Below are 20,772 nucleotides of genomic sequence, written 5' to 3' on the forward strand. Positions count from 1 at the left end.
AGCGCAGGCCACAGGCCGTGTGGTGGTCTGGAGGTGCGGGGAGGTCACCGATCCCCAGAGGGAGGACCGTGCCCGCGTCTTCATCTCCCCCCGTCCGACCTGCTCGACGTCGTCACCGAGCCCGTCCGCCGGCACAGCGGCGGGACTCGGTCGAGCCGATCGTCCTGCGGCAGGCCCTGTCCCCGGTCCCTGATCCGCGAAGACTCGTGCCGTCGTCACAACCTGCGATCGGCCATGTGCGATCCCGACGACAGGTCCGGCACCGGCGAGCGCGACCACAGAGGGCGGACGGCTCCCACCTCACGCCGACGTCTACAACTGCTGCGCCAGCACTGTCCGAGCAGGTCGCTCAGCGAGCGCTCGAGGACCTTGTGCGTGTGTAGCGAGTCGCCCCTCGGACACGGCTTGTCGCACACCTGTCACGGATCAGCTCGTCGATGCTGAGGTCTGCCTGCGAGGTTCCCTCTCGCGGCCACGGGGGCCGGGGCCACGCGCCCTCAGGCGAGGATGCGCTGCGCGTCGGCGACCTCGGCTTTGAGCAGGATGCGCCGTGCCGGGAGGTAGCGGCCCTCGCGGAGGCTGCGGGCCTTGTCCGGGTCGGTTCCGGCCAGGACCAGCGTCTCATCGAGGCAGCGCTTGTTCTTGAGCAGTGCGATCAAGCGGCCGAGCCGGTCCGCGGCGGAGCGCTGGATGACGCCGCCGAGGAACCGTTCGCCTGGACGCGGGGTGACCGCGTCGATGGCTCGGACGACCTCCTCGGGCACTTCGAGGGCGCGCAGCCGCGCAAAGTCGTAGCGGCGGGTGATGTCGGGGTGGTCGCGGGTGTCCTCGACGATGCGGTGCAGGACCGCGGACATCTCGGCGAGCGCTCCGTACGGCCGGGCCGCTTCGGCGAGCGGGACGAGGTGATGCAGGTAGAAGTCACCCCCTTGCGCCTGGACCTGGCCTGCGTGCGCCTCCATGGCGAGGAGGTGGGCCGAGGCCACCGTGAACAGCACGAGTCAAGGCTAGGTGGCGCGGCGGTCCGGGAATCCGTCTTGTTCCAGAGGGAACAGGTCCGACGGCGGCCTGCTCGCGGCAGGCGGCGCAGCCGCGGCACTGCAAGCCGGCCACGACTGCGTGCTCGGGGGGACAGCGACCTGGCCGGACCGAGGCGCGACTCCAGCACGCCCACGCTCTCGTGCCGCCGGGGGCCGACCGCCGCCGGGCCGACCACCGCGCCGGGGCCCGAGAGCCCCTACGCGCTGGGCTCGACCCGGCGCTCCGCTTCGGCGCCACTGCGCTGCGCGGGCAGGCAGTCGTCGAGCTCGCTGCGACCAGGACGCGTCCTCGTCGTCGGGGGATCCCGCCGCACTCCTCCGTGAACACGTTGGTCATGGACCCGTCACGGCCTCGTCAGGTGACCACTGCCCGCGCGGTCACGCGATGCGCCTGGATCGTGTGCGTGCGTTCCGTGTCCCCCTCGGGCACCGACCTGTAGGTCACCGCCGCGTATCGAGCCGCGTGCGCATGTAGCGAGTCGCCCCTCGGACACCGGGTTGAGCGCCACGGCTTCTGAGCCGGTGAGAGGTCGCTCTTCCTGTGTCGGCACGTCCGGTCGATGTCTGAAGGGCCACGTCGGCCAGCCGGCCCGGAGTCTCGGACACCTCGAACCACCCTGTGTCTGGTCGAGGCACTTTCTGCGCCGGTTGTCGCCGGGCGACCCGGTCGCTGTCACGAACGCGTCGTCAGGCCCTGCCGCAACTCGTCCATGGCTCGCGCGAGGTCCACCCGCGGCGCCCAGCCCCACCGGCGCGCGCGGTCGGTGAGCAGCTGCCCGGTCCAGGCCGGCTCGTCGGTCCACTCCGGCGCGACGCCCAGCGCGTCGGTCACCGTGCCGAGGTAGTCCCGCCACGTCGCAGACTCGCCCGCGACGATGACCGGGGTCGTGCCGCCGGCCACGGGGCCTCGCTCCGGGTCGTCGGCGGTCGCGACAGCGCCCGTGGCGACGTCCGCGATCAGGGCCGCCAGGTCGTCGACGTGCACCCAGGCCCAGGTCTCGGCCGGGTTCGCTCGGCGCTCACCGCCGCGGACCCGCTGCGGTCGCAGCGTGTTCCAGACCGACGTGTCGCCGGCGCCCATGATCGCCGGCGGTCGGACCAGCACGGTCGTGAGCCCGCCGACCTGCGCCAGCGCAGCGTCGGTGGCGTTCTTGGTGTCGGGGTAGTCGCCGCTCCCCTCGGGCAGGAGGGCGCCGTCCTCGGCCACGTCCCCGACACCGGCCGAGCGGTCGTAGACCCCGGCCGTGGACACGTGCACGAACCGGGCGACGCCGGCATCCCGAGCAGCCCGAGCGAGGACCGGCGTGCCCTCGACGCCCACCCGGCGCTGCACCTCGCGGGACGAGCCCATCGGGTGGACCGTCGTGACGACCGCGTCGGCGCCCTGGGTCACCGCGCGGGCGAGGCCCTCGTCGGCGAAGTCGCCGACGTGCTCGGTGACTCCGTCGAGGGCAGGCGCGCTGCCGAGGCGTCGGACGACGGCGCGCGCCCGCCCCGACCGCTCGACGAGTGCCCGGCACACCGCGGCGCCCACCAACCCGTTCGCACCGGTCACCACGACCACGGGAGAGGAGTCGGCCATGTCCTCCACACTGCCAGCGACCACACGACGACGCCCCCTGCGCGGCACGTCGCGGGGCGGGGGTGCTCCGTAGCCGACGGCCGGCCTCCCGCGAGCAGGACGGCCAGCGGTCACCCGACGGGCCGGAGCCGTGTGCGGCGCGTCCCCCTCCGACACCCGTACCGGGATGCCTGCCCTGGACACCGGGGACTCCTCCCTCCCCGGCCGGCCCGCCTCGGTCGAGCCGTCCGGTCGAGCGTCGCGGCACTGCGCGGCTCCGCCGGATGGCCGCGCCCTGGTACCGGCGCGAAGACGCTCGCACGGAACTGCGGCCGTGGGCCGCCCAGGCAGCTCACGGCCGCGTCCCTCCAGCGCGAGTGCAGTGGCGCCGGCGTCCGCCGGACCTCTACCCCTGCGTCCGGGAGGGTCTCGGCGCGCCCTCGTCGGCTCGAGGACCCCTGCCGACGAGCCCGGCGGCGGCCGCGCGCAACTGCCGGAGGTCCCACTCGGTGCACCACAACGCCCAGACGACGAACAGGACCTGGAACGGCAGGCGGAGCCAGGGGTACCAGCCGCCGGGCTGCCCGTCGACCTCGATGCCGGCTACGGCGACATACACGTTCGCCGGGAAGACCGCTACGAGATAGGCGGCGAGCGCGAGGCCGGCGCGGCGCCGCCACGGCTGACGGAGGAGGAGAGCGACGCCGAGGCCGATCTCGACCACACCGGTCGCCAGCACGAGGGCCTCTGCGGCGGGCACCCACGGCGGCAGGTGCTGGACGAACGGTGTGGGCATCAGCCAGTGCGCCACCCCGGCGACGATCATCGCGGTGGCCATGCCGATGCGCGCCGCAGGACGCGCGGAGCGCCGACCGGACGAGGGCCACAGGACCAGCGCAGCCACCGAGGTGGCGAGCGCGAGGACGACGAGGAAGATCACGGGAATCACTCCTCACGGGGAGGTCGGTGAGGACGGACGGGGATGTGGTTCGCGCGGGGCCGGCGGCGACAGTGCGTCGTGGGACGGCGACCCGCTGGGGGCACGAACCAGCGGGCACGCTCGGACAGCCTGGCCTCCTCGACGTAGCGAAGCGCGATCAGGGACAGGAGCAGCAACACACCCGCGTGTGCGTGACCGGCGCGCCACAGGTCCTGCCGGAGCGGGTTGTCGCGGTAGCCCGCGTCACCGATCAGCAGGCTGAGCACGCTCACCCCACCGAGGACGACTGTGGGGAGGACGACCCGGCGACCCGGCGAGACTGCGGGCTCATGCCACACCTCCCGCCGAGGAGGCGGCGGGACCCATCAGCCGCTCTGTGGCCTCGTTCCAGCTGACCGGGAGTGCGGATCCGAGCACGGTCCAGGCGGTGAACCGGGTCGGACCCATCTGTGGGCGCAGGTCCCCCATCACGCCGAGATGCGGCATCTGGCGGACGAATGCGTTCAGCGCGCGGCGGTCGGTCCACGCCGACAAGGTCCAGAACCGCTTCCTGGCCGGTTGCGCGAGCAGGCTGTAGCCAACCAACCCGCCGGGGCGTTCCAGTTGCCTGACCACTGACGAGGTCAGGCCCAGGAACCGGGGGATCGTCCGGTAGGACCGCAGCGGCAGGAAGGTGGCCATGGCCAGGTACTCCTGGCCCGGGAGGACGGGCGCCTTGGCACGCCAGGGAGAAGCCGGCACGTCACACCTCCCACTGTCCGTGGGGCATGTCCGTCCCGGCCCGGTGACGACCGTGTGCCGCGTTCGGGCAGCCGCCGTACCGGCGCGCGAGCGTCTGCCGCCCGGCCGCGTCACGTGGGCGCGCCACCGCGGCAACACCTCCTGAGCGGCTGTTCCGCAGGGTCGGTGCCGAGAAGCGGTTCATCGGGGTCTCCTCCCCTAGCGGGATGACGCGACCGACGCTAGGAGGGCCGGGACCGGCTCGTACCGGTGAAATCACCGGGCCGCTCCGACCGCGCAGCCCGCCCTCCGTGACCAGGCCGGGCGCCCCGTCACGAGACCGCCGTCACCGGGCGATCGCGGGCTACGCTGAGCCGCTGTGCTCTTCGGGCGGGACAGGGAGCGCGGGGTCATCGACGCGGTGCTGGCCTCGGCGGGAACCGGAGGCAAGCCGGCCGTGCTCGTGCTGCGCGGCCCGCCAGGTGTGGGCAAGACCGCGCTGCTCGAGGACGTAGCCTCCCGGTGGCCGGACGTGCGGTTCCTCCGCGCACAGGGCCTGGAGTCGGAGTGCGAACTGCCCTTCGCCGGGCTGCACCAGTTGCTGCGCCCGCTGCTCCGTCACCTGGCCGCCCTGTCCCCACCGCAGGCGCACGCCCTCCGTTCAGCGTTCGGCCTGGAGGCCGGCTGCCATCAGGACCGCTTCCTGACGTCGGTCGCCGCGCTGAGCCTGCTGGCCGAGGAGGCGGCCATCACGCCCGTGTGCTGCCTCGTCGACGATGCGCACTGGCTCGACGCGACCTCGGCCGCAGCGCTGGCCTTCGTGGCGCACCGACTCGGCACCGACCGGATCGCCCTGCTCCTCGCTGTCCGGGACGGCCCTGACCGGCGCTTCCCGGCACCCGAGTTACCGGAGTTGCGTCTGGGCGGTCTGGACGAGGAGTCGGCTCACCTGCTGCTCCGTCACGCGGTCGGCATGGACGTGGACCCAGGGGTCGCTGCCGAGCTGGTGTCGCGGACCGACGGCAACCCGCTGGCTCTCATCGAGCTGCCCGGCGTCCTGAGCCCGGCCGCACTGTCCGGCAGGGACACGCTGCCCCATGCGCTACCGATGAGCGAGCACCTGCAGCAGGCCTTCCTCGACCAGGTGCGGCGGCTGCCCGGACCGGCTCGCCGACTGCTGCTGGTAGCGGCGGCGGACGACACTCAGCGCACCTCCGTGATCCTGGCGGCCGCCGAGGAGGCGGGAATCGACCCGGCGGCACTCGGCGCCGCGGAGCGGTCGGGGCTGGTGCGGGTACATGGAGGTGAGCTGGGCTTCCGTCACCCCCTCGTACGCTCCGCGGTCTACCAGGCCGCGACGACGGACGAGCGTCAGGCCGCCCACCGCGCCCTGGCGTACGCCCTGCATCGCGGGGGCGACGCCGACCGGCTGGCCTGGCACCGGGCGTGGGCTGTGTCCGGTCCGGATGCGGCCGCGGCGGCCGAGCTCGACGAAGCCGCCGGGCGCGTTCTCGCCCGCGGTGGCCACGCGGCGGCCGCAGTGGCGCTGGAGCGGGCCGCCGACCTGACCGCCGATCGTGAGGTCCGGGCTCAGCGGCTGGCCGCCGCCGGGGAGTCGGCCTGGCGGGCCGGGTGGCTCGGCCGGGCCGCCGGTCTGTTGGCGACCGCCGGCTCCCTGACCGATCAACGGCTGTTGCGGGCCGACATCGAGCACCTGCGGGGCGCCATCGAGCTCGGCGCGGGGTCGGCACAGACCGCCGTGAGCATCCTGGTGCCGGCCGCGCGTGAGGTCGCCTCCGTCGACGTGGGGCGCGCGCTGCGGATGCTGGTCCTGGCAGCGGACGCGGCCGGTCAGGCCTCCGATCCCGCTGGGATGGCCGAGCTGGTCGCCCTGGGCAGCAGCCTCTCCCCCGGGGAGGGAGCACGCGAGCAGGCGCTGTCCGCCCTACTGGCTGCCTGCGGGGCCTTCGCCGCCGGGGACTCGTGCGACCTCGTTCGACGGCTGCGCACGACCGTGAGCCTGGCCGAGTCCACGGGGGATGAGGAGATGCTCGTGCTGGCCGGCCGGGCGGCGCTTGGGATCGAAGACACCGCGGCCCACCGCCTGCTGTCCACGGTGGTCGCACGGCAGCGGGCACGGGGTGCCATCAGCGAACTGCTGCCGCCGCTCACGCGACTGGCCCTGGCCGAGATCCTCACCGGACGCTGGAGATCGGCAGACACCACCGCACACGAGGCGCTGCAACTGTCGCGGGCGACCGGCCACCGGGAACTGTCTGCCTTCCCGCTCGCCTGGCTCGCCCTCCTCGCCGGGATCAAGGGACACGCGGCGGACCTCCGGGCGTCGACCGACGCCGCCGAACAGGTGACTGCCACCCACCCGGTCGTCCTCGCAGCCGACACGCTCCACTGGGCTCACGGCAGCTTCGAGCTCGGTGCCGGCCGGCCGGCGGCGGCGCTGGCCCACTTCTGCCGCATCACCGACCCGACGGTGGCGTTCCTCTCGGCCCTGGATCGCATCGAGGCCGCGACGCTGGCCGAGTCCCCCGGCCTCGCCCGCGACTGGCTGCGCCCCCTCGAGCAGTTCACCGCCAGCACCGACCTGGCCTGGGCGGCGGCGCGGGCTGCCTACTGCCGCGCGCTGCTCGCCGGCCCGGACTCGGCCGCACCACTGTTCCAGGAGGCGCTCGCCCATGCCTCCGCGGCCGAGCGCCCATACGAACACGCCCGCATGGAACTGGCCTACGGGAGCTTCCTTCGCCGGCGAAGACGACGTGTGGACGCCCGAGAGCATCTCCGAGGCGCACTGACGATCTTCGACTCGCTCGGTGCCACGCCGTGGGAGGAACGGGCCCGCGTCGAACTCCGCGCGACCGGTGAGCTCCCGCGGCGCAGGAATCCCGCACAGGTGCGTCGACTCACTCCCCAAGAGGTGCAGGTCGCCCGCCTGGTGGCCGACGGCCTCCCCACCCGCGACGTCGCCGCTCAGCTGTTCCTCAGCCCCCGCACGATCGACTTCCACCTGCACAACATCTTCACCAAGACCGGCATCACCTCCCGCACCGAACTGGCCCGCCTACCCCTGGAGTGACCTCCGTGGGCCACGGGCACCGTCCCCGGTTCGGTCGACTCCTTGCCCTGAGCTCCTGCCTCGCGGGGAGGATCAGCATCGTGCCCGAACCCTTCCCGGTGGAGTCGGGTCGTGGCGTCCTTGTGGTGGCCCGCCAGGTGAGGTGGCGATCGCTTCGGGTGTCCGGGACCTCGGGATCTCGGAGTCCTGCCTGCGGTGCCGACTCGCAACCGCTGGTGTAGGAGACAGGATCACGCCGCCGGCTGTGGCGACCGCGGCGGCGGAGGCAAGGACGAGTCGGCGGGCCGATCACGCCGCCCGGTACCGGGCGCTCCGCCCGGCCGACGTGCACGCGCACCTCGACGGCGCGCCTGGGCCGGACGACCGGCCCAGCCCGGTCGTCGCCTCGTGGACGGCTACCGCACTGCGGTCACGTCGCCGCACCGGCCCGCGAGGCGGCAGGTGCCCGGGCTGGCTTCTGCCGCCGACCGTTCCTCGGCACCCCGCCGGACCGACAGCGCGGGTGCGTCGCCTCGCCCGAACTGGACCTCGTACCCGGGGAGCGGGACGACACCGGCCGGTCGCGCGCCTGCAGCGCCACGGTGACGAGTCGACGCCGGACGCGACGTCTCCGAGGACCTCCGGGACGCGCACGGCTGTCGGACTGGTCAGCGGTTCCGATCCAGCCACTCGAGGAGCACCTTCGACACGTGCTCGGGCTGGTCGGTCATCAGCAGGTGGTTCGCGTTCGGGATCATCACGAGCTCGGCGCCGGGGATGCGACCGGCGATGATGCGGCCGTTCTCCGGCGGGACGAGCGCATCCAGTTCCCCGTGTACGACCAGCGTCGGCGCGGTGATGCCCTCCATGCGGCCGTAGCCGTCCCATCGCGACGTCCCGACCACCTGCGCCAGATAACCCTCGTTCGTGGCGGCGAGCGGCAACCGCACCGCCCAGTCCTCCTCGATGCGCTCGCGAGGTGTCCCGGGCGCGTAGTTGTAGGGGATGGAGGCCTCGGCCGCCTCCTGGGGGGTCATCTGGCCGCGCTGCATCAGCATCGCCACGGCCTGGGGGTTCACGACGGCGTGCGCGATGCCCGGGTGTGTGGCGATCAGGCACAGCGAGCGGACCCGCTCCGGAGCGGTGCGCACGATCTCCTGGGCGATCAGGCCGCCCATCGAGAGGCCGACGATGTGGGCGGTGTCGACATCCGCCGCGTCCAACACGGCCAGGGAGTCCGCCGCCATCGTCTCGACCGTGTACGGCGCCCCAGGAACGTCACCGGTGCGGCCGGCACCCCGGTTATCGATCCGGATGACCCGGTAGCTCTCGACCAGAGCGGGCACCAGCCGGAACCACATCGCGGCCGGGTAGGCGAGCCCCATGAGCAGTAGGACGGCGGGAGCGTCCTCCGGCCCGTCGGACTCCCACGAGATGCGGGCTGTGTCAGGACGCTCGATGACCGGCACGGGTCGCTCCCTTCATCGTGAGGTCCCGCGGCCTGGATAGGAGTTGTCGTTCCTCGCGTGCACCGCACCTCGAACGGTCAGGTCGGACCCGGGAACGGCACCACTCTCGAGGGACCGGGACTCGGTCCATCCTGTAGCACGACTCGGCGCCATGTGCAGCCGTGTGCGCATGTAGCGGGTCGCCCCTCGGGACACAGGATCCCTGGCTCACGCCAGTGCCGAACGTAGAGGGCGCCCACTCCGTGCAGGCCCTGTCGTCGTTCACGGGTCAGTCCCGCCGCACGTGGCTGGTGTCGAACGCCTACCGCTCGGGGAACGGCCTGGTGTCCTCGTCCCAGGCCCGTGCGGCGGCGAGCAGCTCCTCGCGCCCGACTCGGAGCGGAACGCTGCAGGTGCAGAAGTCGTAGGGCGCATCCTCCCCCGCCCCAGGCCGATCCACCACCGATTCGTGGGACAGGTGGACACGCACGACGAGAGAGTCGTCCTGCCGGGCGCCGACGCTGAACCCGAGGTTGGGCTCAGTGAAGGTGGGCAGCTCCTCCGAGTCCTCGGTGGGAGCATCCGTCACCGGGACACGCCCGTCAGCGGCCGCCCGAAGCCAGTCCCCGAGCTGCCGCGCTTCCCACGTGGTGAGGCAGGGATCGTCGAACGTCCCTGCTCCCGCTTCCTGATGCTGATGACGACGGGGTGCGTGAACGCCGCAGCGACCTCATCAGGGACCGCGGCCCAGCCGTCACGGCAGCGGTCGCCCAGCTGCGATCGCTTCCTGGTACTGCGCAGCCGTACGGCCCTCTCGCGTTGACCCGACGCAGGCACGTCACTCGTCGAGGCGGAGCCGTAGGACCCGCTGTGCTCAGCCGCCTGCATCGCCGACTCGAGACGGGCTTGTTCGAGCTCGATGTGCTCGTCGATCACCTCGCTCGGGTCGGTGCGCCGGGGCTCGAGGGCGCTGACCCGGGGGTTGAGCAGGGCCGTGGAGGCAGACGCGCGGGCAGCCTCTCGTCGATCGCACGCCTGCCGACGATGGTGGTCGCCTTCGCCGGCTACAGCCGAGACGGAGCTTGGTCGTGCTGCAGGCACCTGACGGTTCGTCGCCGCGATGTCGGCCGGGTCGATCGCCGGCACCGGTCGCCGGCGGCATGCTCGTCGGGGTCGTCCCGGACGTCGTCCCCCTGCCGGTTCTCGCTGGGCGGCTGCTGTCCGCGTCGAGGTCTGGCGGCACCGCTGGTGCGTCGGGCTGGGGCTCGGGTGACGAGGCTGCCGAAGACCACCCTGGGACGGAGGAGATCGAGGCCCAGGCCCCGTTCGGACGCAGCAGGAGGCCCCGCGGTCGGCGACCGCGGGGCCTCCTGCGTCGACGTGACCGACTCGGCCACCGACTTCCGGGCACGACGGGCGCCGCCGAGGTTCACGGCCACCCGCCCGGCGTCAGACCGACGTCGGGATCCGGTTGGAGGTTCGGCGGGCGACCGTCCGGACGGTCCGCACGGCGGCGTCGCGGGCGAAGCCGAAGGGGTCCATGCCCCACGGCCAGCGTGCGCTCCCCTCGGCCGCGGCGTCCCTGGCCGCCTGCTGCTCCAGCTCCAGCCTCGCGGCCTCCAGCTCCGCTCTCGCTGCCTCCAGCGCTTCGGCCGCCCGCCGCGCCTCCGCCGCTTCGCGTGCCTCGGCCGCCCTGCGGGCCTCGGCCGCCTTGCGCGTCTCCGCTGCCCGCCGCGCCTCGGCCGCCTGGCGCGCCTCGGCCGCCTCCCGCGCCTCGGCCGCCCGCCGTGCCTCGGCCGCCTCCTGCCGGGCGAGGATCACCTGCTTCTGACGCTCCACCCGCCGCGCCTCGGCCGCCTCGGCCGCCTCGGCCGCCCGCCGCGCTTCGGCCGCCTTGCGCGCCTCGGCCGCTTCAGCCGCCTGGCGGGCCTCGGCCGCCCGGCGGGCCTCCGCTGCCCGCCGCGCCTCGGCCGCCTGGCGCGCCTCGGCCGCCTCCCGCGCCTCGGCCGCCCGCCGTGCCTCGGCCGCCTGCTGCCGCGCCAGGATCACCTGCTTCTGACGCTCCACCCGCCGCGCCTCGGCCGCCTCGGCCGCCTCGCGCTCCTGGGCCGCCTTCACCGCCTCGGCGGCGTGCTGCCGCGCGAGGATGCCCTGCCTCCTGGTCTCCACCCGTTCGGACTCGTCCATGAGGAGCAGCTCCGCCTGCGCCTGCTCAACCCCCAGCCTCACCTTCTGCCGCAGCCGCATGGCCTCGACGTCGTGGTGGTCGCGCAGCGCGGTGACCTGGTCGTAGGCACTCGGAGGGGCGAAGTTCAGCAGGACCTTCATCAGCACCGGCAGCAGCTCGATGCAGACGAAGAGCAACGAGAGCACCAGGTGTGCCATCTGCAGCGTGCTGTCGCGGTCGCCCAACCGGCTCAGCGCCTGCAGCCGGATCAGGATGCCGTCAGCGTTGTCGTTCGTGTCCTCGAACACGGCCTGCAGGCGGTCCTGCTCCGCGGTGAGGCGGGCGAGGGTGGCCTCGTCGGCGGCGAGGCCGGCCTGTGCCTGTGCAACGCTGCGCGCCCCGGAGCCCTCGGCGGCGGTCACCGCGGCGTCGAGACGGGCCTTCGCTGCGGTCACCACCGTGGCCTGCGCCTCGGCCGCGGCCTTGGCACTCCGGTAGGCCCCACCGTCCCCGGGGTCCCCGGTGCCGCACGTACCGTCCATCTCGCACTGCGCCTTCGCCGCCAGCTGCTGGTAGCTGCTGACCGCCTTGTCGTAGGCGGCCTGCTCGGTCGCCAGCCGGTCGTTCACCGGCTCCACCGCCGGGTCCGCGTACCCGCCACTGGCGACGACCGCCTGGTGGGCGGCGATCCGCTCCCTCAGCGCAGGGAGCTGCCGGAACCGGGCGTCGGACTCGAGGCCGGCCTTGAAGGCGTCCGCCGCCTCCGCCTGGATCGACGCGACCTCCGTGTCGATCTCGGGGCCGAACACCCGCAGGGTCAGCGGCGTCGCGACGACCGCGCCGAGCACCAGCGCCAGGCCGATCCTCGGCACGGCAAGGACGACGTTCCGCCGGAGCGACGGATCGTGCGCCATCCCCACCAGCAGCATCCGGTCGAGGTTGACGATCACCGCACCCCAGCCCAGCCCGATGAGCAACGCCACCGGCCACGAGGCGCCCAGCGCCATGTGCACCGCGAACGACGCCGACAGGACGGCGAGGGCGCCGGTGCTCAGGAGGACGCCGCCCAGCGCGACGAACCGCGCTCGGGCGCGAGGCGCCGCCTCGAGGACGTCCGGGTGGGCGCCGGCGAGCCCGGCCAGCGCGTCGCCGATCCGCCGGACTGGAACAGTCATCGCTGCGCTCTCCCCGGGCGACGGAGGTCGAGGGTCGGTCGTCGCCTCCCTTGCCTCATCGGCAGGCAGTGCCGGGAGCGTGATCGCGCCCGGGGCCGATCCCGGCTCTCAGCACTCGACGACCCGGCGCCGGGCACCCGCTGGTGGTGACATCGAGCACAGTGCGTCGGCTGGGGCAAGGGACACCGCGTCGGCGGCCCGGCACCCGCCCGCGGCCGAGAGCGAGCCGCACACTCCACCCATGCGACTGGCTGTCTGCTCCTCGAAGGGCGGTGTGGGCAAGACGGCGATGGCCGCCAACCTGGCCGTCGCGCTCGCTCGACGCGGCAGGGTGCTCGCCGTGGACGTCGACCCCCAGGACAGCCTGGGCCGGGCCTTCGGGGTCGTTGCCAAGTCCGGCGACGACAGCCTGGCCGCACTCCTCGAGGACCCCTCCGCCGATGCGCGCGCCGTGGTCCGGCACGACGTCACGCCCGGGCTGGACCTGTTGCCGTCCCACCCGTCACTGGAGACGGCGGCCGCCCACCTGGCCACGACCGGCGGGCTGGTGACGAGCGTGCGGCGAGTGCTGCGACCACTGGTGGGCGAGTACGACCACATCGTCCTCGACACCCGTGGGGACCTCGGTGGCCTCACCCTCGCCGCCGTCTGCGCGGCCGACGCTGTCCTCACCGTCTTCACCAGCGACCCCGGCTCCGCGGTCGGCGTCGCACGCGTCGCGGCCTTCCTGGAGCAGCAGCGCACGTACGAGAACACCTCGGCCGTACTCGTCGGGGTCGCGTGTGCGGTCTGGGACCAGCACGGTCGCGCGGCGCGGGAGGTCGCCGGTGCGCTCGACGGCACGGACCTCCCCCTGCTCCGGACGCGCGTGCCGCTGTCCCGTCGCGTACCGGCCAGCACGCTGGCCAAGCGACCTGTCGTGCTCACCCACCCCACGAGCCCGGTGGCGACCGCGTACCTCGCGCTCGCCGACGAGGCCCTGACCGCCGCCGAGAGGGTCCAGCGATGACAACCGCCGACCAGACCGGTCCACGGGCCAAGCGCCCCCGCGCCCTGCAGGACGACCTGCTCGACGACCTGCGCCAGGCTGCGCCGATGCCGGTCCCGCATCCGGCGCACCCCGCGGCTCCCGAGGGGCGCCGCGGCACGGCCTGGGTGCAGGCGCCGACGCCGACGCCGACGCTGGAGCTGCGCGTGACGCTCTGGCGGTGGTCGACGCCCGGCGTCCGGCGTCTGCGCGGTGGCGTCGTACTCACCGCGGGGCCGGTGCGGATCTCGCTGACGGGCCTCGTCCGCTGACTGGTTCCCGCACCGATCTCGCCTGCCGACATGGCGGGGCGACTGATCGGGTGTGAGATCGCGTGTCCCGTCCGTCAACCGCGCGTGTGGCCACACCGTGCTGGGGAGGTTGGTGATCCGCTCATGACGAGAGGTAGCGGATCACCGCCAGCACCCGGCGGTGATCGTCGTCGCTGAGCGCTAGGCCGAGCTCGTCGTAGATGTGGGACGTGTGCTGCACGACCGCCCGTTCCGTGATCGACAGGGTCCGGGCGATCGACGCGTTGGTCCGGCCCTCGGACATCAGGGCCAGCACCTGCTGCTGGCGAGGGGTCAGCCGGTCCAGCGCATCGTGATGTCCCCTGGCGCGGGCGACCATGAGGCTCACGACCTCGGGGTCGAGGACGGTACCGCCGGCAGCGATGCGGCGGAGATCGTCGGTGAACCTGTCGATGTCGGCGATCCGCTGCTTGAGGAGGTACCCGACGCCCGACGAGCGATCGCCCAGCAGCTCGACGGCGTAGGCGCGCTGGAGGTGCTGCGACAGCACGAGGACGGCGATCCCGGGATGCTCCTGGCGGATCGCCACCGCCGCCCGCAGGCCCGCGTCCTTGTGATCGGGCGGCATCCGGATGTCGGTGACCACGATGTCGGGGACGTGCTCCTCCGCGCAGCTGACCAGCTCGTGTGCATTCCCGACCGCGGCGACGACGTCGAACCCGGCCGCCTGCATCACGTGCGTGAGCCCGGTTCGCAGCAGCGCCTCGTCCTCGCCGATCACGACCCGCACGGCAGCTCCACGAGCAGACGGGTGCCTCCGCCGGCCGGGCTCTCGATGGCGAACCGGCCACCGAGGGCGTCGACACGATCGGCGAGGCCACGCAGCCCCACACCACCCTCCTCGGTCGCACCGCCGACGCCGTCGTCGGTCACGCCGATGACCAGCCGCGTGGGCGCGTGCTCGAGCGTCACGGTCAACGTGTCGGCCGCGGCGTGCTTGACCGCGTTGGTCAGCGCCTCCGCGACCACGAAGTAGGCCGTCCTCTCGACCGTCGCGGGCAGGCGCCCGTCGACCGCGGCCACCGCCAGCCGGGTGGGCAGCGGCATGCGATCGACCAGGTCCTCGATCGCCGCGGTCAGGCCCCGCTCGACGAGGGCGGCCGGCATCAGGGCGTGGACTATCTCCCGGAGGTGCCGGGCGGCACCGTCGATGCCGACACGGAGGCGCGTCGCCGCGTCGGGGAGATCGGCCGACCCGCCGATGCGGGCCAGTTGTTGTGCCTCCACCGCCAGCAGGACGAGCTCCACCTGCAGACCGTCGTGCAGGTCCTGCGCGATGCGCTGCCGCGCCCGGTCGCCGGCCTCGACGAGGCGGGCGCGCGACTGCTGCAGGTCGGCATGGCTGGCCCGCAGCTCGGCCGTCAACCGGTCGTGGTCGATGGCGAGGGCGGCCACCTGACCCGCCCCGCGGACCAACTCGGCGTCGTCGATGACCGTCGCGTCGTAGACGATGGCGCCGATCCGTCTCGACCCGAGCTCGATGTCGACCAGGACGCGGTGCTCGCCCAGTGCCGACGTGTCGAACGAGGCGCCGTCGCCGTCCACGAAGGCGCGCCCGTCCCGCGACGCGTAGACGACCTGCAACGACGCGTCCCCGAGGGTGCGCCCGAGGGCATCGGCGAGCAGCTCCGGGGTGGCGGCCGACGACGCCAGCCAGGTACTGAGCTCCTGGATCTCGGCCGTCCTCGCGAACCCGCCGCGCAGCATCGCCGCCGCGAAGGCGACGGGCACCCCGGCCAGCAGGACGATCTGGAGTCCGACCACCTGCACGACCGAGAGACCGGCGGACGGACCCAGGAGAGGACCGAGCGGCGTCGCCAGGACAGCCAGGATCCCGTAGGCGTACAGCGGTAGCAGGACCCTCCGTTGGCCGGTCGTCGCGGTCCGCAGCCGGTCGACGAGGACACCCGCGGTCATCAGCATGACGACCATCCCCGCGCCGCGCTGGAGCCACGTGCCGGCGTGGAGGAGACCCACCCGATGACCGACGGAGAGCATGCCGCCCGGGCTGGCACCCGGATCGAAGAGGTAACCCGGGACCTGCAGGACGAGCGACACCACGAAGCCCCCCACCACCGTCAGGCGGGAGGTGCGCGAGCGGAGGCGGCCGGACGGGAAGGCGTGCAGCAGCCACACCACCACGGCGAGCGGCGTGGTGGCGAGCACGACACCGACCGCCACCAGGACGGGTGTCGCGGTGTTGGCGAGAGCGACCACGAACCACGACAGAGCCCCGGTGACCATGATCGGGCCGGTCCGGTTGCTCGGCCGGCGCCGCCACGCCTCCAGACCTGCGGCCAGGTAGACGACCCCCCCGGCGGGGAACAACGCGAACAGCCACCACAGCTCGACGCGCTGGTCGGCGAACAGGGCGATCTCGACGCCGGCGACGACGGCACCGAACGCGCCGATCAGCCCGAGGCTCACCGTCAGCGCCCGCGCCAGCGACGATCGCACACCTCCCCGATGCGCCATCGGCGCAGCATGGCACCGGCGACGCGCGCTCGGTGCAGCATCGCACCGGTGACGACTCCCGCGAGACCCTGTACCCAGGTCCAGGTGGGCGAGCCACTCCGGTCCATTGCCCGGCGGTCACGGCGTCGCCAGGGTCGCGTACGTGAATCGCCGAGCGGCTGCTCTCCCGTTCCTCGTGTCGACCGTCGTGCTCACCGCGTTCACCTCGTCGACCGAGTCGTCCGCCACGCCGGACGCACAGCCCGGCATCCAGCCGCAGGTCGGCGTACTCCCCGCCGCCGCCGCGGCCGTCATGGCCCAGCCGGAGTTCGAGACGGCCCGGTGGCTCTACTCCGTCGCCGAGGCGGAGACGGGTCGAGTCGTCCTGGCCGGCCGTGCCGGGGAGTCCGTCTTCACCGCGTCGACCGCGAAGAACTTCACCGTCGGCACCACGTACGCCACCCTGGGCACCGACGCCACGCTCACCACGCCGGTGTACGCGACGGCCGAGCCGGCCGGTGGCGTCCTCGCCGGCGACCTGGTGCTGGTGGCGTCGGGAGACCTCGCCATGGGCGGCCGCGGCGCCATGAGCGGCCGCGTGGACCACGCGTTCACCGCCGGCACGATCGACCACGTCTACGGCGACATCGCGCCGAACGCGGCGTTCGTCCCGGACGACCCGTTGGCGGGCCTGGACGATCTCGCCCGGCAGGTGGCCGCCTCAGGCGTCACCGAGGTCGCCGGCGACGTGGTCATCGACACCCGGCTGTGGAACACGTTCGAGGGCCAGGAGGGACCTGCACCCTCGGTCTACGTCAACGACAACATCCTGGACATCACCGTGACGGCGGCCGGGATCGGGCAGCCCGCCGCCCTCGACCTCCGGCCGCAGACCCAGGCCGTCACCGTGACGTCGACGGTGACCACCACCGACGCGGGCACGCCGACGCCGCTCACCGTCACCCCCGATCCCGGCGATCCCACATCGGTCACGGTCAGCGGCACCATCGCGGCCGGCGCGTCCCAGCTCACCATCTACCGGATCCCCGACGCCGCGTCATGGGCGCGCACCCTGTTCGTCGAGGCACTCGGTCGCGCCGGGGTCACGGTCACCTCCCCCGCTGTCGGACCCAACGACCAGGCGGGGTTGCCGCCCTCGGGTTCCTACCCGGCCGAGGACCGGGTGGCTTCCCTGACCTCCCCACCGGTGAAGGCCTTCGGTCGCATGATCCTGGAGACCAGCTACAACACTGGTGCGAACGCCCTGATGTGCTTGCTCGCGGCGCACGGCGGCTCGCCGGACTGCCTCGACGGTCTGGCGGCGGTGCACCACCAGCTGGACCGGGCCGGCGTCGTCGCCGAGGACGTGGTGCTGTTCGACGGGCAGGGCGCGGACCCGGCCTCGACGACCCCGGACCAGATGGTCGCCTGGATGAGGTGGGCCCAGACGCAACCCTGGGGCGAGGAGTTCGCGGCCGACCAGCCCCTCCTCGGGGTGAGCGGGACGCTGGCGAGTACGGGTCAGGACGGTCCGGCCGCGGGCGAGGTGGCGGCCAAGACCGGGACGAGCGTCGACGTCGATCCCACCACGGGCCGCGTCTTGTACAAGGTGCAGAGCCTCGCCGGTTACCTCACCACCGAGCGGGGCGAGCGGTTCGTGTTCTCGCTGTCCATGAGCGGGGCGACGTATCCCGACGTGCCCACGGGTCTGCACGACGCCAACGAGGACGTGGCGGCCGTCGCCGCGGCCTTCCAGCAGGCGCTGTGACACCGGCGGTGCACCCGGCCGGTGAGCCACGTGGTGCGGACACACGGACACCCCTGACCGACTACCCCATCGGAAGGTCGACCATGACAGCTGTAGAGCGCTCCCGCCGGTCGCGTCGGCACCGGCCACCCGGTCGGCTGGCCGCCTCGATCGCGACGACGGCGGTCACGTTGCTGGTCGTGGCCCCCACCCCGGCGAACGCGTGGCCGGGTGGCGCGGCGGCGCCGTGGGAGGGTCCGGCGCGGTGGGAGGTCCCGGCGTACGCCGCGGCGGTGCAGCCCGAACTCGACCGGATCACGAGGGACCTGGCGGTCACCGGCGCCGTCGTCCTGGTGCGGTCCCCGGAGCTCGGCGACTGGGCCACCACGATGGGCACCCGGACCTGGCACGGCACCGAGCCGGTCACGCTCGGCGAACACGTCCGGATCGGCAGCAACACCAAGACCATGACCGCCACGGTGATCCTGCAGCTGGTCGACGAGGGCAGGATCGGCCTGGACGACCCGGTGTCGCGCTACCGCCCGGACGTGCCCAACGGGGAGAACATCACCATCGCGCAACTGCTCGACATGAGCAGTGGGTTGGCCAACTACACCACCGACCTGGAACTGAACGAGCAGATGGACAGCAACCCCGGCCGGGTGTGGAACCCGGAGGAACTGCTCGCGATCGGCCTCGCCGAGCCGCCCGCCTTCCCCCCGGGCGAGGGGTTCCTGTACTCCAACACCAACTACGTGCTGCTGGGCGTGATCATCGAACAGCTCACCGGGGTGCCAGTGGAGCAGGCCTTCCAGGACCGGGTCTTCGACCCGCTGGAGCTGAGCGAGACCTCCTTCCCGGCGTTGACCGACGCCTCGATCCCGGAGCCGCACCCGCAGACCTACACCTTCGGCACGAACGTGCAGACCATCGACAGCCTCGTGCTCTCACCGGAGGTCCAGGCCGCAGCCCGCGCCGGCAGCCTGGAGCCGATGGACGTCACCGACGCCAACCCCTCCTGGGGGTGGACCGCGGGCGCCGGGATCTCCACCGCGCCGGACCTCGCCGACTACGTGGAGGAACTGGTCGACGGGGGCCTGCTCAGCCCGCAGCTGCAGCAGCAGCGGATCGCCAGCGTCCAGCCGCTGGACCCGGACGACCCGGCCAGCCCCGGCTACGGGCTCGGCCTGGCGAGCTTCGGGCCCGTGTACGGACACTCCGGTGAGCTGCCCGGGACCAACTCGTTCATGGGCCACGACCCGGTCCGGGACATCACCGTCGTCACCTGGGCCTCCACCGCCCCGGCACCCAACGGCGACGGCCCGGCCGTAGAGCTGGCCAGGGCGGTGATCACCGAGCTCTACGCCGATTGATCGGCAGGCTCACAGGTCAGGTCAGGACGACGGGGGCGTCGCCTGGCGCAGTTCAGGGGGCAGGCCCGCCGCAGTGGGCCCGAGCGGACCCCGGTGGCCGAGCGCGCCGCTGGTCCCGGCGTCCCGCCGGCGCAGGTCGTGCGACCCGGCGACGGGACGGTCCCGCCACGGCCACGACATGAGCTCGTGCAGCAGGCGGGACGCTCCACAGGTAGTGCCGTCAAGGCCATGGTGGCCCGGCCACGGGGACACCACACCGTCACCTCCACGGGAGGAGCTCTTCCTCATGCGCCGATGGATGCGCCCCGCCGCCCTCGCCCTCGCCGTGCTCGCCGGAGCCGGGACGACCGGCTTCACGGCCACCCCTGTTCTCCCGGCCGAGTCCGCTCCTCCCCCGGCCACGACCCTCGACCCGGACCTCACCGCACAGATCGACGAACTGGCCCAGGCCGCGCTGTCCAACGGCGTCACCGGTGCCGTGGTCGGCATCTCCGACCCGGTCCGGGGGGACTACCTCCAGGCCTACGGGACCGCGGACACCGCAGGGACCCCGATGACCACCGACATGCACTACCGCATCGCCAGCGTGACCAAGACCTTCACCGCGCAGGCGGCGCTGCGCCTCGCCGAGCAGGGGAGGCTGTCCCTCGACGACCCCCTGGAGAAGTACGTCCCCGACATCCCTCACGGGGACGAGATCACCGTCCACCACCTCCTGGGCATGCGCGGCGGCGTGTACAACTTCGTCGCGGACGAGGAGTTCATGGCGCGGTACGTCGCCGATCCGCTCCTGCCGGGGTGGTCCCCTCATGACGTTCTCGAGATCATCCGCGCGCACGCCGACGAGGCCACCCCACCCGACCAGGCGACCGTGTACTCCGACTCGGAGTACGTCCTGCTGGGGCTGGTCATCGAGCGGGTCACCGGGCGTTCGGCACAGCAGTACACCACCTCGGTGATCAGGGACCTCGGCCTTCCGGAGACGTCGTATCCCACGACCGCGGCCCTGCCGGAGCCGTTCACCCACGGCTACATGAACACCGACAGCGAGCCGGCACCGGCGGACCCTGCCGCGGAGGAGCCACGGGACGTCACGTTCAGCAACCCCGTGGTCCCGTTCACCGCCGGTGCGGTCATCTCCACCGTGCCGGACATGATCCGCTACGCCGAGCAGCTGGCGACCGGGGCGGGCCTCGCCCCGGAGACCGCCCGGCTGCGCCAGGAGTGGACGCCGCTGGGCTCGACCGGTGTGCGGGCGCAGTACGGCCTCGGCGTCATCCAGCTCGGTGACTGGGTAGGCCACAACGGCTCGATCTTCGGCTACAGCACCACGGTCTTCCACCTGCCGGAGGAGGAGGCGAGCGTGGTGGTGATGGCCAATGCGGCCGACGCCGAGGCCGTCCCCGCGATGGACCTCTGGGATGGGATCGTCAGGCTGCTGTACCCCGACAGCCAGCCGACCTGGTGACCGTCAGGGCACTGCGGACATCACGCAGGCCACAGGCGTGTGCGTACGTACGGTGTCGCCCCTCGGACACCGAGCTGGACCCGTGCCTCTGCCCTCGGTGAGGGTCCTCCCGTCTCGTGTGTCGGCACGTCTGTCGCCTGCCTTCAGGCGCAGATCAGCACCGCCGGCGACGTTCCCGAGGAGCCAGCTCCGCTGATCGCTCGAACCGGTGGCGCCGAGCCCCGTGCGTCGTCCCGCCCCACAACGGCACGTTCCTCGAGGACGCCGCGGG

At 73.1% G+C, this 20,772-nt stretch carries 14 protein-coding genes and 1 pseudogene; 6 read left to right on the forward strand and 9 right to left on the reverse strand.

All coding sequences use genetic code 11. The features are described from left to right. Positions 1-497: 497 nt before the first annotated feature. The 4 genes from ACI78Z_RS04255 to ACI78Z_RS04270 all read right to left on the reverse strand — a co-directional run bounded on the left by ACI78Z_RS04255 (position 498) and on the right by ACI78Z_RS04270 (position 4,222). Positions 498-998: a phosphohydrolase gene (locus ACI78Z_RS04255; protein ID WP_457035274.1), complete on the reverse strand. Its 501-nt coding sequence runs from the start codon at positions 996-998 to the stop codon at positions 498-500. A 715-nt stretch (positions 999-1,713) separates the two neighbouring features. Beyond that, on the reverse strand, positions 1,714-2,622 hold the full coding sequence (locus ACI78Z_RS04260; protein WP_457035275.1) for an NAD-dependent epimerase/dehydratase family protein: 909 nt from the start codon (positions 2,620-2,622) through the stop codon (positions 1,714-1,716). Positions 2,623-3,007: 385 nt separating this feature from the next. Next, positions 3,008-3,541 (reverse strand): DoxX family protein, encoded by a 534-nt coding sequence (locus tag ACI78Z_RS04265; protein WP_457035276.1) that lies wholly within the window; start codon positions 3,539-3,541, stop codon positions 3,008-3,010. A 327-nt stretch (positions 3,542-3,868) separates the two neighbouring features. Further along, the gene (locus tag ACI78Z_RS04270; protein WP_457035277.1) at positions 3,869-4,222 is read right to left on the reverse strand and encodes a hypothetical protein; all 354 of its coding nucleotides are present in this window, start codon (positions 4,220-4,222) and stop codon (positions 3,869-3,871) included. Positions 4,223-4,640: 418 nt separating this feature from the next. Between ACI78Z_RS04270 and ACI78Z_RS04275 the strand changes: the two genes are divergently transcribed. Then, positions 4,641-7,352 (forward strand): ATP-binding protein, encoded by a 2,712-nt coding sequence (locus ACI78Z_RS04275; RefSeq protein WP_457035278.1) that lies wholly within the window; start codon positions 4,641-4,643, stop codon positions 7,350-7,352. 647 nt (positions 7,353-7,999) lie between these two features. Here ACI78Z_RS04275 and ACI78Z_RS04280 read toward each other — a convergent pair. From ACI78Z_RS04280 to ACI78Z_RS04290, 3 genes and pseudogenes are all read right to left on the reverse strand, one after another. Beyond that, positions 8,000-8,800: an alpha/beta fold hydrolase gene (locus ACI78Z_RS04280; protein ID WP_457035279.1), complete on the reverse strand. Its 801-nt coding sequence runs from the start codon at positions 8,798-8,800 to the stop codon at positions 8,000-8,002. A 301-nt stretch (positions 8,801-9,101) separates the two neighbouring features. Continuing rightward, positions 9,102-9,452, reverse strand: a pseudogene (locus ACI78Z_RS04285) (WapI family immunity protein); the annotation flags it as partial. A gap of 776 nt (positions 9,453-10,228) precedes the next feature. Continuing rightward, positions 10,229-12,121: a DUF4407 domain-containing protein gene (locus ACI78Z_RS04290; protein ID WP_457035280.1), complete on the reverse strand. Its 1,893-nt coding sequence runs from the start codon at positions 12,119-12,121 to the stop codon at positions 10,229-10,231. A 241-nt stretch (positions 12,122-12,362) separates the two neighbouring features. On the opposite strand from ACI78Z_RS04290, the gene ACI78Z_RS04295 reads away from it, so the two are divergent. Both ACI78Z_RS04295 and ACI78Z_RS04300 read left to right on the forward strand, forming a co-directional pair. Further along, a complete protein-coding gene (locus ACI78Z_RS04295; RefSeq protein ID WP_457035281.1) occupies positions 12,363-13,130 on the forward strand; it encodes a ParA family protein in 768 nt (255 codons plus the stop codon). Beyond that, positions 13,127-13,420: a hypothetical protein gene (locus tag ACI78Z_RS04300; RefSeq protein ID WP_457035282.1), complete on the forward strand. Its 294-nt coding sequence runs from the start codon at positions 13,127-13,129 to the stop codon at positions 13,418-13,420. The genes ACI78Z_RS04295 and ACI78Z_RS04300 overlap by 4 nt, the downstream gene beginning before the upstream one ends. Positions 13,421-13,541: 121 nt before the next feature. Here the strand turns inward: ACI78Z_RS04300 and ACI78Z_RS04305 are convergent, their stop codons facing one another. Then, the gene (locus ACI78Z_RS04305) at positions 13,542-14,189 is read right to left on the reverse strand and encodes a response regulator transcription factor (RefSeq protein ID WP_457035283.1); all 648 of its coding nucleotides are present in this window, start codon (positions 14,187-14,189) and stop codon (positions 13,542-13,544) included. Beyond that, positions 14,177-15,916 carry a sensor histidine kinase gene (locus ACI78Z_RS04310; RefSeq protein ID WP_457035284.1) on the reverse strand — a complete coding sequence of 580 codons (1,740 nt, stop codon included), beginning with the start codon at positions 15,914-15,916 and terminating at the stop codon, positions 14,177-14,179. The genes ACI78Z_RS04305 and ACI78Z_RS04310 overlap by 13 nt, the downstream gene beginning before the upstream one ends. Before the next feature lie 160 nt (positions 15,917-16,076). Here ACI78Z_RS04310 and dacB point away from each other — a divergent pair, with 160 nt between their 5' ends. From dacB to ACI78Z_RS04325, 3 genes are all read left to right on the forward strand, one after another. Then, positions 16,077-17,681 (forward strand): D-alanyl-D-alanine carboxypeptidase/D-alanyl-D-alanine endopeptidase, encoded by a 1,605-nt coding sequence (dacB, locus tag ACI78Z_RS04315; protein WP_457035285.1) that lies wholly within the window; start codon positions 16,077-16,079, stop codon positions 17,679-17,681. Positions 17,682-17,764: 83 nt separating this feature from the next. Then, complete coding sequence (locus tag ACI78Z_RS04320; protein WP_457035286.1) at positions 17,765-19,033, forward strand: serine hydrolase domain-containing protein; 1,269 nt, start codon at positions 17,765-17,767, stop codon at positions 19,031-19,033. A 286-nt stretch (positions 19,034-19,319) separates the two neighbouring features. After that, a complete protein-coding gene (locus tag ACI78Z_RS04325; RefSeq protein WP_457035287.1) occupies positions 19,320-20,501 on the forward strand; it encodes a serine hydrolase domain-containing protein in 1,182 nt (393 codons plus the stop codon). The last annotated feature ends 271 nt before the right edge of the window (positions 20,502-20,772 follow it).

The sequence above is a fragment of the Geodermatophilus sp. SYSU D01176 genome (assembly GCF_054050015.1).

Bases quoted from the DNA above. Each gene is read 5' to 3' on its own strand.
- ACI78Z_RS04300 (WP_457035282.1), top strand. From the start codon at position 13,127: ATGACAACCGCCGACCAGACCGGTCCACGGGCCAAGCGCCCCCGCGCC.
- ACI78Z_RS04260 (WP_457035275.1), bottom strand. From the start codon at position 2,622: ATGGCCGACTCCTCTCCCGTGGTCGTGGTGACCGGTGCGAACGGGTTG.
- ACI78Z_RS04270 (WP_457035277.1), bottom strand. From the start codon at position 4,222: ATGGCCACCTTCCTGCCGCTGCGGTCCTACCGGACGATCCCCCGGTTC.
- ACI78Z_RS04290 (WP_457035280.1), bottom strand. From the start codon at position 12,121: ATGACTGTTCCAGTCCGGCGGATCGGCGACGCGCTGGCCGGGCTCGCC.
- ACI78Z_RS04325 (WP_457035287.1), top strand. From the start codon at position 19,320: ATGCGCCGATGGATGCGCCCCGCCGCCCTCGCCCTCGCCGTGCTCGCC.
- ACI78Z_RS04295 (WP_457035281.1), top strand. From the start codon at position 12,363: ATGCGACTGGCTGTCTGCTCCTCGAAGGGCGGTGTGGGCAAGACGGCG.
- ACI78Z_RS04320 (WP_457035286.1), top strand. From the start codon at position 17,765: ATGACAGCTGTAGAGCGCTCCCGCCGGTCGCGTCGGCACCGGCCACCC.